The organism is Herbivorax alkaliphila (genome assembly GCF_030848475.1).
Classification (GTDB): domain Bacteria; phylum Bacillota; class Clostridia; order Acetivibrionales; family Acetivibrionaceae; genus Herbivorax.
The window spans coordinates 97,944-111,280 of sequence record NZ_JAVDDS010000005.1 but is presented as its reverse complement, the minus strand read 5'-3'; the positions used below and the strand labels follow the sequence as shown (position 1 = coordinate 111,280).

Sequence of the window (13,337 nt, the reverse complement as noted above, 5' to 3'; positions counted from 1 at the left end):
AGGAGGAAAAAGAATGGCTAATTGTAGAAAAACTATTGCATTGCTCACAGTTATGGTTTTTACTTTGTCAGTGATTTCAGCAGTATCTTTTGCTGAAAGTGAAGAAGTAATATCATACTGTGAAAGAGTTGATGTACCTGTTATGGAAGTTAATTTGGGTGGGGAAGATGTTACTGTTGATGGGGCACCCTTTAGCGGGCAGAGAAATGTAGAAAATATAAAGACCTATGAGAGGGAACCTGTTGAGGTGGAAAGACCCCACAATACAGTAAACGCACTTTCGAGAATTGAAGCAGAGGACTTTACATTAAACAATGGTGTAGAGGTTGAAGATACGGGGGATGTTGATGGAAGGAAAAACCTTTCATATATTTCTAATGGGGACTATGTTTCTTATGAGGACATATATTTTCCAAAAGGTACAAAGGGATTTATAGCTCGTGTTGCAAGTGACACAGAAGGTGGATATATTGAATTAAGACTTAATTCACCATCAGGTGAATTGGTTGGAAGGACTCGAGTAAATAATACAGGAGATTGGCAGGATTATACGGAAGTTTACTGTGAGTTAAACAGAAATGTCTCAGGTGTGCACACACTTTATTTAGGTTTTGTAGGAGACAGAGAAGGACTTTTTAATGTTAACTGGTTCAGGTTCACAAAAAGTGCTTACGATCCTGTTAATGTAGATAGTTATGATGAAAAAGATAATGGTGCTTATAAATACAATTTTATGGACTTTGGAGAAGGTGGAAGATTAAATTTTAAGGCCGATTTTTCTCAAAAAGTAGATGGAACTATTGATGTGAGATTGGGAAGTCCTACCGCATCACCAATTGCATCAATTGATGCGTCAAATGAATCCAGTACATATATAAGTTCAAGTGTTAAAGGGGTAAACGAACTATATCTTACTGATAGTAAAAATGGTGAATTAATATCTAAAATGAATTGGTTTGTTTTTGAGCCTGAACAAAAAAAGATAAATTTTACTGATAGTAATTTCGATAAACTTTTTAATACAAGCATAAAAGGTTATACGGTGGATATTGAAGCTGATTTAGATAAAAATAATATATATGAAATATATATATATCCAACAGAATACCATAATACAAACAGGCAGGTATTTGATTTGTATATTAATGACGAGTTAGCTGATACAATTGATATGGAAGAAAATTATGGCGGATGGGATAGAAAAGGTCCCTACCTTACAAAAGTTTTAGATGACGGGAAGCTTTCAATTGAATGCAAATCAATACAGGGTTTGGCATCTATTGCAGCTGTTGAAATAAATAAAGTTACTTATACAGAAGAATTTGATGATGTAAATATTAGAGATTGGTTTTATATACCTGTAATGGAACTTGCTAGCCAGGGAGTTATTTTTGGAAAAGGAAATGATCAGTTTAGCCCTGGAGATCATATTATTGGAGAGCATGTTGCATACATGACATTTAATGTGATGAAAAGATCTATTGCAGAGAATGATAGTGATTTTAAACCAGAAAGGTACAGGCTTTTAGCGGATATATCTCCTGATTTTTGGGCATATCACTATATGAGTGCATACTATGATTACTTCTTTACTGAAAAAATGTTAAGATATGACCTTGAAACACGTATTCCTTACAGTGCAGAGGAATATCGACAAAACAGAAAGGTAAGGCGTGAAGAATTTGCAATGGCAATAATAGGTGCAAGACGTCTTGACTACAATGAAGATGGAAGAGTGTTTGTACTTGATCCAGAACTTGAACCTGGAGCAAACTTAAATAGATATACAGATAAAGACGCTGATGAAATTACAGATTCATATAGATATTTTATTGAACTAGCACTTGATAAAGGACTTATGAGAGGTGATCATTTAGGAAACTTAAATCCTAAAGATCCAGTTACCAGAGCAGAGGCAGCAGCATTTATTTATAATGCACTAAACTTAGAGGAAAATAACTTTATAAAACCAGAAGAGGAAGAAACTTTAGCTGTTCCAAGAATAACGGCTAAAAAGAGAGATGTTAATGTGGGAATTCTTATTTTGCCTGCACCTGCATGGGATTCTATAAATGACAAAGCTGTAGATGATCCAAATCCGGATTTTACTTTGCTAGAACTTCTAGACAGAAATATAAATAAGCCGATGGACTGGGTGTTGGTAAATCCTCATCCTCCTGCATTTGATAAAAGTGAATATAGAGACATTATGCACTTGAATTCGACAGAAATCCCCGGTATCGATAATGAGAGCTTTAGTGACTTTTCAAATTACTTCAATGACTTAAGAAGTGTTGCAAAGGCACAAACAGATTTAGAAGCTGATATAACTCACTCAGGAGTTGTAGGGTATACAGAAAACATAGACAAATCTAAATTCTTTAAGTACTGGGAAGTGTCAATTGACGATTCTTCATTGACACCTGAGCAGATAGCAAAAGATTATGATATTTTATTCCAGACATCCCATGGTGAAATCTCATATCCTGAAGACGTTCAGGATAAGGTTAAAGCCTTTTTAAATGCAGGTGGACAATTGTGGTGGGAAAACTGTGATGGACTTGTTATAGAACCTGGTGATGGCTTTACAGAAGCAGTTAGCTTTGAGTCAATAAGACCAGGTGGAAATATTAAGTTTCCTCAAATTCCTGTTCTAGATGATGATAAAAATATGCATCCGCTGTTTGACAATATTTTTAGAATTGATCCTGACAAATCAACACGAGTTATGGCACCGGGTATGTTTACAGAAACCAGTGAAATATCACTGTTAGGAGATGGAGAAGAATGGCTTAACGATGATAATCGTTATCTTGATGATTTGCTACCTACAGATGAAGTTATACTTCATATTGAGGATACAACAACCGGTGAAAAACTTCCTAATCTTGCTATAAGGAATATTAAAAATGAAGATGAGTCGGCAGGAAGAATTGTTATTACCACAAGTGATATAGGATGCGGCATTACAAAACATGTATATCGTGGAGGTGGAAAGGCGGTAGAAGATTATAAATTCTGCTATAACCTTTTCGGGTGGATGTCAAAGGTTGGAGTAAGCTTTGATGAAACCAGAGCAAATACATGGGATGGAGGAAATGAATTTTCAATAGAGGCTACCTTTACAAACCATGGTGCAAGAGCTCAGACATATGATATTGAAAAGATAATCGACACTGGTCTATGGGAAGTTACATCTACAACAGCTTTAAGAGATTATGAAATATACCATCCATGGATTAAGGAACTTGACGATAAAGGCTATCCAAAGAAAATAGAACTTGAACCAAATCAGTCAGAAGTTGTAGAGTATAGCCTTAGAATTAAAACACCGGATATTCAGTATTATAACTTTGCTCTAAGGGCAGCTGAGTCAGGAGTGGAGAATCCAAGGGATACAGTTGAAACTACATTTAGGCTTAATAATACTAGAATTGAGCCGCCTGTATTTACAGGATTTAGAGACAATGGATTTGATGTTACATTAAATGCTCCAGAAGAGATAAAATATGACTTAAGAACTGAGACATATGAGTTGTATCTCCGTTTTGAAAAAGATGGAAGGTTCATTGATCCTGAAAAAATATTTAAACACATTCAGATTGAGGAGAGCAATCTAACACCTGAATTAGAAGGTTTAACTTATAACTATATGGTAGATGGTAGAGGAAATTTATATGTCAGGGTAACTATAGATGATGTACTGTTTATGAGTACAGATGAAAGAATTAAGCTAAATGTCTTTTTAGAAGATGAAAACTATCAGGTAACAGGTAAAGCAGAAGTGTTTGATCCAGTTTCACGTCAGCGTAACTCTTTTTCAGATAAGGTAAGAGCAAGGTAAGTATAAACTGACAAAAAGCCGTCTCATTCGTTAAAATGAGGCGGCTTTTTTGGCTGTTAATATATTGTTTACAACTTTAAAACAAAAATCTTGTTGAAAAAGATAAACAATTATAATACAATTAGCTTTGTGACTAAAAATAGCACTTGGAGTTGTGACATTAATGAAATATAAAACAGGTTGTCTTATAATACACGGTTTTGGAGCAACTACTTCAGAAGTTGAGCCTTTAAGCAAATATCTTAAGTCGAAGGGGTTTGTGACATTTTGTCCATCCCTTAAATACAGTATGGAAAACAGAAAAGCATTTTCTAACACAAGCTATAGCGAATGGATACAGTCAGCAGAATCAAGCTTAAAGTATCTTAAATCTAAATGTAAAGACGTAGTAATAATAGGTTTTTATATGGGGGGGCTTATTGCGGCAAATTTTGCTGCAAGGTTTAAGATTTTTAGTTTAATTACCATAAACACGCCTATATATTACTGGAATATTAAAAACATCTATTATAATATACTAATAGATTGTAGGACAGGAAATTTCAACAATGTAAAAAGATACATGAAAACGCCAATTGAATTTTCAATATCTGAATTGATAAATTTTAGATTGCTTATTAAAAAGACAAAGCCTGTTTTTTCGAAGGTAAAAGTTCCAATGTTTATTGGACAAAGTCTTATGGATGATGCTGTTCAATATAGAAGTGCAGAATATATTTATAAAAAAGTGTCATCCAACTTAAAGGTTTTAAGGTGTTATGATAATCTAAACCGTGATTTGTCTAATTGTTCTAACTCAAACTTAGTTTTTACTGATATTGAAGAGTTTATAAAGCAAGTCACTAAAAGAGAAAATGGCATTGATAAAAGGTTGCTGCCTAGCTTTAAATACCTAGACGGTACTTACAATTGATAGTTTATCTACAGGATGTTATTTTTAACAGCAAAAACTGCAAGTTGTGTGCGATCTTTTAGGTCTAACTTGTCAAGCATTTGTGAAATGGCGTTTTTAACAGTTCCCTCAGTAATAAACATTTCTTTTGCAATTTCTTTGTTATTTTTCCCATCAACAATTAAATTTAAAATTTTAAGCTCTTTTTTACTTAGTCTTACATTTGTACCATTTGTTTTAACAGATTTCTTATTTTTCTTGTTAGACTTTTCCTTATTACCTGCAAAAGTACTTAATGTACTGTGATGCATTATACTAAATCCCCTAAAAACACTTTTTACGGCAAGAATTAATTCGTCAGGAGAAATATCCTTTAAAACATACCCATCTGCACCATTTTTTATTGCCTTTGATACATTTTCTTCGTCATTGAAGGTTGTTAAGATTATAACCTTAATTTTATCATATTTTGATTTAATAAGTTCTGTTCCTTCCACGCCATCACATTGAGGCATCATAATATCCATTAAAACAACATCAGGACTGAGTTGCTCACAAACAGATAATGCTTCCTTTCCGTTCCCTGCTAAGCCAACTACTTCTATATCACTATCTTGTTCAATAATAAACTTAAGGCTTTCACGTAATATAATTTGATCATCAACAATTATTACCTTAATCATATTAATTTGACACCTCTTTATCAAATATTATGGTTTTCTCCAAAAAGCACACTATAAGAATCAATTATTTAAAATATATATTTTTAATCCAGTGGAATTTTCAATCTAATATTAAAACCGCTTTCCCCGTCAGAACCAAAAACAATACTTCCACCTATATCTTTTACCCTTTGAGTCATTGAAGTCAACCCAAAGCCTTTTTTTAGTTTTGAGCAGCCTATTCCATCGTCAAAAATAAATAATTCTATTTTATTATTTATAGCTCTTAATATTATAGTAACATTTTTTGCCTTACCATGTCTAAGAGAATTTGTAAGGGCTTCCTGACAAATTCTAAATATAACGCTGGAAAATCTGGGGTTGATATCGATGTTTTCTATGTTATGTGAAAAATCAATATTTACGCCGGAAGGTTCAAAATCCTTTGTCAGGCTTTTAATAGAGCTTAGTATGTCTGAATTTTTTAAATTTTCCGGTGCCAGTCCCTTTATTGATCTTCTCAGTTCTTTAAGCCCCTCTCTGGCTACATTAAGTGCCTGGGAAAGCTTTTCTTCAGTTTTTTCAGGGCTTTTTTTACATGTAATATTGCTTACTTCTAATAGAGAAATGAGTAGAGTCATACTGTGTCCTAAAGTATCGTGGACATCTTTAGCAAATCGGTTTCTTTCTTTAGCTATGGAGAGTTCTTCAACTGTGGCTGCATACTCTGACAGCTGCTGGTTCATAGCTGTTAGCTCAGCATTTTTGTCATTTACTTCATCTAAAAGGTTTTTATAATCTGTTATATCGTTAAATAGAATAATTCGTCCTAAAAAATCTTGTTTTTTGCCAAACAAAGGTTGTATATTAACACGGAAGCTCTTTTTTTGTGGAGAAATTATATCTATTTGACCACTTTCACTGATAGCTGATGTATCATTTATGGCATTAATAAGTTTTTCGGATTCAGCAGTCAATGATACAGTTGACTTTAAATACTTTGTAAATGTTTCTATATCATCGTATATACGTATTTTTTGGGTGGTAGAAAAAGTATCTAAAAAAGATTTATTAAAATTATCTATTCTATTTAAACTATCTACAACTATTATTGACTCATTTAAATTGTAAACAATTTTTCTAAATGCAATGGGAACAATGTTTAAAAATCTATATTTAAACATTGCTATGGAAAACAGTAAAAGAGATATTGCAAAACTAACTGGAGTAGGATCATAGCCCTTAGGTATTATGTGTATATTAGTGGCAGCATTAACAATATAGAAAATATTAGCCAGTGTTGGTGTGATTGCGGCAAATATCAGTATAAATGTGCGTTTTCGTGCATAGCCTATGTTCATAATAGAATACCTTATAAGGAGAATAGTTCCAATCAATACGTATAAATAGGACAAACCTAAGTGAATCCAGAAAAAGGGGCCATAAACAGTCTCGTCCATTGTAAATTGAAGATAAAATTTGTTGTGCAAAGTATTTGTAAGCAAAGTAATGTATACTAAAATAGGTGGTAGAAACATAAAATATATTAGCTTTCTTTTTTTTAGAAAACTACTAAAAGTATAAATAAGGCAAAAAAGAAGCCAGCTTGAACCTACAAAGGAAATAGCTAAATATTGAAAGTATATAGAAATATACCGTGCTGTCAAATTATTTGAAAACAAAAATAAAATATGACCAAAAGACCATATAAAAATTATTATTTGACACCATAAATAATTATAAAGCAAAGGTGTTTTTTTTCCTTTTAAAATAAAGAAAATAATCATAAAGAGGGAAACTAAAACAGATATAGATTGAAGAAATATTTTTGTGTCAAAATAAAAATCCATGGTTCACCTCACAAAAAACCTTTTTAAACTAAAATTCTTTTACAAGAAGGGCTCTTACATAACCTTTATCCTTTGTTGTTGAGTCTATATAAAAACCTAAATTGTAATAAAAAGAAATTAGCTCCTTATAAGTTGAAGCAGTATGAAGAAAAACTTTTTTTACCTGTTTTGAAACAAGAAAGCTATCTACCAAGTTAATAAAAGCTTTTCCTATTCCAGCGTTGTGGTATTTAGGTAAAACTCCAAATCTACTTATATATGCACTTCTGTCATTTTGAATGGATACCCGTATAGTACCTGCTGGGATATTATCAACCAATGCTATAAAAACTTCCTTGTTTTTTATGTCATTTTTAACATCTTCTATTGTTTCGTTTACTGGCTCTATAGAAGCACTAATTCCAGTACGAACAATGTAATTGTTAAAAGCCTCTTTTACAATATTGTGGATTGTCTCTGCGTCAGATTCTATTGCTTTTCTAATAATAAATGAATAATTCATAAAACACCACTTTTTTTAAAATACTTATTTCTATTACATTCACCTGAAAGTAATATTATTCATGTATTAAGTTATTTCTAAGACATTTTTTATCCCATTAATAGAGCCATAACAGCTTTTTGTACATGTAGTCTGTTTTCCGCTTCATCCAATACAACTGAATGAGGACCATCTATTATATCACCTGTAACTTCATATCCTCTGTATGCTGGAAGACAGTGAAGAAAAATAGCATCTTCTTTAGCTTTTGAGAAAAGGGAAGAATTCACCTGATAAGGCATAAATGTTTTAATCCTATCTTCCTTTTCTGTTTCCTGTCCCATGCTTATCCAAGTATCGGTATATACAACATCTGCATCTTTAACAGCTTTTATAGGATCTTGGGTCAGTACAATGTTAGAGCCTGATTTCTTTGCATCTTCCAATGATTCTGATACAACCTGGCTGTTACATTGATAGTTTTCTGGTGATGCAACGTATATATCCATGCCTGTTTTGGCACATCCGTAAAGAAGAGAATGTGCTATATTGTTACCATCTCCAACATATGCAAGTTTTAACCCCTTTAAAGTTTTTTTGTGTTCATATATAGTAAATAGGTCAGCCAAAATTTGGCATGGATGAATCAAATCAGTGAGTCCATTTATAATAGGTATACTTCCATGCTTTGCCAAATCCTCTACATCACTTTGTTTGAAAGTACGTATCATTATGCCGTCTATATATCTAGAAAGCACTTGGGCAGTATCATATATTGACTCACCTCTGCCTAATTGAATGTCATTAGAACTTAAGAATATTGGATAACCTCCCAATTGGTACATTCCTGTTTCAAAGGATACTCTTGTTCTGGTGGAAGATTTTGCAAATATCATGCCAAGAGTTTTCCCAGACAGTATTTTATGGGGAGTTCCTTCTTTAAGTTGCTTTTTAAGTTTTTCAGCCAGAGTTAATATATTTTCTATGTTTTCAGTTTTTAAATGATGTAGACTGATTAAATGCTTCATATTGTACACCTCCATTAGTTTAAAAAATTTAAAACTCAGATAAAATATTATCTAACATGTCTGTCATTTTGTCAATATCCTCTTTTGAAATAATTAATGGGGGCAATATTCTAATAATGTTATTGCCTACGTTACCGATAAGATATCCCTTATCAAAACACTTATTTTTAATTTCTACAGCTATTTCTTTTGAAAACTGTATTGCTATCATAAGACCTTTCCCGCGTATATCTTCTATAAAATTATATTTTTTAGACAGTTCTGATAGTTTTTCTATAAAATAAGTGCCCATCTTTTCAGAGTTTTCAACCAGCTTTTCTTCCATAATAATTTCCATAGAAGCCAGTGCTGTACTACATGCAAGAGGGTTGCCTCCAAAAGTAGAACCGTGGTCTCCAGGTTCAAACGCATCTGCTACATGTTCTTTAGCACATAGCGCACCAATTGGGAATCCTCCACCTAAAGCTTTTGCTAGGGTGAATATATCTGGTTCAACATCAAAGTGCTGGTATGAAAAAAGTTTGCCTGTTCTTCCAAGACCACTTTGAACTTCGTCAAATATTAACATTATGCCTTTTTCATCACAGAGTTTTCTGACCCCTTTTAAGTATTCAGAAGTAGCTAGATTAACTCCGCTCTCCCCTTGAATTGGTTCAATCATCACGGCACAGGTGCTATCATTAATTGCCTTTTTCAGTGCATCAAGATTGTTAATAGGAACACTTAAAAAGCTTGGTGTAAGTGGGCAAAAAGGTTTTTGATATTTGTTTTGGCCAGTTGCAGCTATAGTTGCAAGGGTTCTGCCATGAAAGGAGTTGGATAAAGTAATTATTTCAAACTTTTCTCCCATTCCTTTTTTCTTAAAGTAAATTCTTGCAAGCTTAATAGCTCCTTCATTTGCTTCAGCACCACTGTTGGCAAAAAACACCTTATCAGCACAGGAGTTTTCAACAAGTAATTTTGCCAGCTTAGCTTGGGATTCTACGTAATAAAGGTTTGAACAGTGAATAAGTTTTTCAGCTTGGTTTTTTACAGCATTAACAAGCTTAGGATGAGAATGACCAACAGCACTTACTGCTATTCCAGCAAAAAAATCATAATATTTGTTTCCATCAAGATCCCATAAGTTTATGCCTTTTCCATAGTCAAAGCAGACAGGAGTTCGGGTTCCAAATGTATTCATAAAATATTTTTTATCAAAATCAATTATTTCATTTAAATTCATATATAAAACCTCCTAGAGAAATTTTACTTATAATTATACATAAAAATGCATAAAAATGCAATAGTTAAAATTAAAAAGAAGCATACAATAAATATAAAATTTATTCTATTAAAAAACATTTTAAAAGCAAGTTTTAAAAGATATGGGACTATAGTGAGAGAACTCGTTTAGCTAAAGCTAAACATCGAGGCTTCAGGTGCAGTTTTAGAATAAGATAAAAGAAAAGATTGATATAACTCATATAGAGTATATTAAAGGTGTTTTTTTATAGAGTTAACAAATTCACTTTGAAGTTTTGATTTAACTTCTTCAATATCAGTGAAGAAGTTAGAAAGACTATTGTTATTTTCTTCATGCATTTCAATATACTGAATTCCATAGTCAATAATATCATCATTTTTAAAAATAGTTCTTACAATTTTGCCTTTGGCAGAGATAGTTTGTTTATTTGGAAGATATATAAAGCATTCGATTTGTTTGTCTTCAGGTTCTAAAATGTCCTTGCAATAAAAAGCCATGCCTACAAGACTTATATCGTGAATTACTGCAAAATATTCCTGATTGTCATCCTCTAATTTTATGTTTGCAGCTAAATATGCATCAACTCGAGGGAAAACACGTTGGTTTTTTAGTTCAGTTACATTAAGAACATTAATTGTAACTGAACTAGGAAATTCAGGATCTACTTTTGTTACTTCTCCTTTAAATACATATTCTGAATTTTCATTTGAATATTTAATTAAAAAAGGCTGACCTGGCATAATAATACTTTCGAGATAGTCGGTTAAAAGGGCAACAGTAACCGAACGATTTTTTACTTTATATATAATATTTTGAGTCCAAACATTACAAAAAGATAGTCTGGTGCTAATTACCATACCTTCTTTTAGTAATGATGATACAATGTTTTTTCTCAAAACAACCAGGCCTCCTGTAATTTACAAAGTAGTGTCCCCTTTATCTATTCTTCTTTTTCTGTTAAAATCCTTCAAAATAGAGTGAAAAATATTATTTAACATGATTTCATAGCTTTTCGTTTTCAAAGTATAGATTTTTTTCTTTCATAATCATGGTGCCAATACCTTTATTGGTAAAAATCTCAAGGAGAAGACAATGGGGAATTCGACCGTCCACAATATGTGTTCTGCCAACTCCCTTTTCGAGAGCATCGATACAGCCTAAAACTTTTGGAATCATTCCACCGTTTATTACATCTTTATCAATTAGCTCATGAGCTTCTTTTGCAGTAAGTGCAGGAACTATTTTGTCATCCTTTGTTTTTACTCCTTCTACATCAGTTAAAAGCATTAATTTTTCGGCTTTTAAAGAAGCGGCTATTTCGCCTGCAACGGTGTCGGCATTTATATTATAGCTTTCACCGTTTTCCCCTACACCTATAGGAGCAACAATGGGTATATATTCGTCTTTTGCTACAAGTTCTATTAGCTTGGAATTAATCTTTTTTATCTTTCCCACATACCCTAAGTCTACTTCTTCTCCTTTCACAGAAGTTTTGTACTTTTCACACTCTATAAGCTTTCCATCTATTCCACTTAAACCAATTGCTTTTCCACCCATTTGATTAAGTAAAGAAACAATTTCCTTGTTTGTTTTACCAACAAGAACCATTTGAGCAGTTTCCATCGTTTCCTTATCAGTTACTCTAAGGCCGTTTATAAATTCACTTTTAATGTTGAATTTATTAAGGGCATTTGTTATATCAGGACCTCCACCGTGTATAACGACAGGATTCATTCCTATATATTTAAGAAGAGTGATATCTTCTATAACAGAGTTTTTTAACTCTTCATTTATCATTGCATTTCCACCGTATTTTATAACCACTGTTTTCCCAAAAAGTTTTTGGATATATGGCAGGGCTTCAATTAGTATCTCTGCCTTTTTTATAATGGTTTCCATAGATACTTTCAATTTAATACCTCCAAACAATCATTTTATAAACTGTATATTAATTCGTACATTTACTAAATACACCTGTTTTATAGATAAAGACTAGGAGTTTTAAGTCCTAAGTGTTCAGGCAGTCCAAACATAATATTTAAATCCTGTACTGCTTGCCCAGAGGCTCCTTTGCCTAAATTGTCCAAGGCTGACATTATAATCACTCTACCTAAACGCTGATCTACAACAAGCCCTATGTCTATATAATTTGAACCTGCTACGTATTTGGTTTCAGGTAAACTACCTTCATCCATTACTCTAACAAAGAATTCATCTTTATAGTATTCCTTGTACATGTCAATAATTTCCTTTGAGGATTTCTCACATGTTAAATCTGCGTACGTTGTACATAGCATGCCCCTTTTCATAGGTGCAAGATGGGGTGTGAAAGAAATCATTACATCTTCCTCAGCTAAAGAAGATAACTCCTGTTCAATTTCAGATGTATGTCTGTGATTTGAAACTTTATATGCTTTGAAGTTTCCAGTGCTTTCACAAAACTGAAAAGGTAAGTTGGTACTTCTTCCTGCACCTGTTATTCCAGAAGCTGCATCGACAATTATACCTTTTGTATTTATAAGTTTATTTTTTATTAATGGTGCAATGCCTAGTATGGAACAAGTAGGGTAGCAACCTGGGTTGCCAACTATTTTTGCATCTTTAATCCTGTCTCTATAAAGTTCAGGCAGTCCGTAAACAGACATATCGAGCAAATGGGGCATACCGTGTTGGGTATGATACCATTTTTCATAGACTTCAATTGAATTATAGCGAAAGTCCCCGCTGTGATCTACAACTCTTTTGTTTTTTTCTATAAGTTTTGGAATCACTTCTTTTGAAATTCCATGGGGCAGAGCAGTTATAAAAACATCTGCTTTGTCAGAAATATCATCTATATCAAGTTTTTCACACTCCATGTCAAATACATTCTTTAAATTTGGGTACACATCAGATATTTTCTGACCTGCAAAACTGTGTGAAACCACGGTGCTTATGTTGATTTCAGGATGATTTTGTAAAAGCCTTACTATTTCTATTCCTACATAACCAGTAGCCCCTATTATACCTACATTTAACATTTTACTTACCTCCATGCTTAAATATAATATTAAGAAAAATACTATTCTTTATATATGATATATTATTATAATTACCATCGTTATAATTATACATATTAATGCATAAAAATTCAATATCATTTTTGTATAGAGGGTAAATGCCCCTTAATTTTTGACATATATGTGGCGAAAAAACCTTTGAATAAGGAAGCATAAAACAAAAACATTATTAAATAGTATGTCCTTTTATGCAAATTTACTAAATAGAAAAAAATTTTTTGTTAAAAAGTATACTAGCAGAGGTTAGCCTGACATGTTATATTAATATTAAATAC

10 protein-coding genes are annotated in these 13,337 nt (G+C 32.5%); 2 read left to right on the top strand and 8 right to left on the bottom strand.

Features of this window, described 5'->3' with window-relative positions; translation table 11 throughout:
• Positions 1 to 13 precede the first annotated feature (13 nt).
• Positions 14 to 3,844 carry a carbohydrate-binding protein gene (locus RBH29_RS03075; protein WP_306695050.1) on the top strand — a complete coding sequence of 1,277 codons (3,831 nt, stop codon included), beginning with the start codon at positions 14 to 16 and terminating at the stop codon, positions 3,842 to 3,844.
• A gap of 163 nt (positions 3,845 to 4,007) precedes the next feature.
• A complete protein-coding gene (locus RBH29_RS03070) occupies positions 4,008 to 4,757 on the top strand; it encodes an alpha/beta hydrolase (RefSeq protein WP_306695048.1) in 750 nt (249 codons plus the stop codon).
• Positions 4,758 to 4,765: 8 nt separating this feature from the next.
• Here the strand turns inward: RBH29_RS03070 and RBH29_RS03065 are convergent, their stop codons facing one another.
• The 8 genes from RBH29_RS03065 to argC all read right to left on the bottom strand — a co-directional run bounded on the left by RBH29_RS03065 (position 4,766) and on the right by argC (position 13,023).
• On the bottom strand, positions 4,766 to 5,419 hold the full coding sequence (locus RBH29_RS03065) for a response regulator transcription factor (protein WP_306695047.1): 654 nt from the start codon (positions 5,417 to 5,419) through the stop codon (positions 4,766 to 4,768).
• An 83-nt stretch (positions 5,420 to 5,502) separates the two neighbouring features.
• On the bottom strand, positions 5,503 to 7,248 hold the full coding sequence (locus tag RBH29_RS03060) for a sensor histidine kinase (RefSeq protein WP_306695046.1): 1,746 nt from the start codon (positions 7,246 to 7,248) through the stop codon (positions 5,503 to 5,505).
• A 28-nt stretch (positions 7,249 to 7,276) separates the two neighbouring features.
• Entirely contained in the window at positions 7,277 to 7,750 is a 474-nt protein-coding gene (locus tag RBH29_RS03055) for a GNAT family N-acetyltransferase (RefSeq protein WP_306695045.1), read from the bottom strand.
• Positions 7,751 to 7,839: 89 nt separating this feature from the next.
• Entirely contained in the window at positions 7,840 to 8,757 is a 918-nt protein-coding gene (argF, locus tag RBH29_RS03050) for an ornithine carbamoyltransferase (protein ID WP_306695044.1), read from the bottom strand.
• A gap of 28 nt (positions 8,758 to 8,785) precedes the next feature.
• A complete protein-coding gene (locus tag RBH29_RS03045) occupies positions 8,786 to 9,982 on the bottom strand; it encodes an aspartate aminotransferase family protein (protein WP_306695043.1) in 1,197 nt (398 codons plus the stop codon).
• Between the two features lie 251 nt (positions 9,983 to 10,233).
• Positions 10,234 to 10,899 carry a PilZ domain-containing protein gene (locus tag RBH29_RS03040; RefSeq protein WP_306695042.1) on the bottom strand — a complete coding sequence of 222 codons (666 nt, stop codon included), beginning with the start codon at positions 10,897 to 10,899 and terminating at the stop codon, positions 10,234 to 10,236.
• A gap of 106 nt (positions 10,900 to 11,005) precedes the next feature.
• Positions 11,006 to 11,902: an acetylglutamate kinase gene (argB, locus tag RBH29_RS03035; protein WP_459076752.1), complete on the bottom strand. Its 897-nt coding sequence runs from the start codon at positions 11,900 to 11,902 to the stop codon at positions 11,006 to 11,008.
• Positions 11,903 to 11,982: 80 nt separating this feature from the next.
• Positions 11,983 to 13,023 carry an N-acetyl-gamma-glutamyl-phosphate reductase gene (gene argC, locus RBH29_RS03030; protein ID WP_306695040.1) on the bottom strand — a complete coding sequence of 347 codons (1,041 nt, stop codon included), beginning with the start codon at positions 13,021 to 13,023 and terminating at the stop codon, positions 11,983 to 11,985.
• Between the last annotated feature and the right edge of the window lie 314 nt (positions 13,024 to 13,337).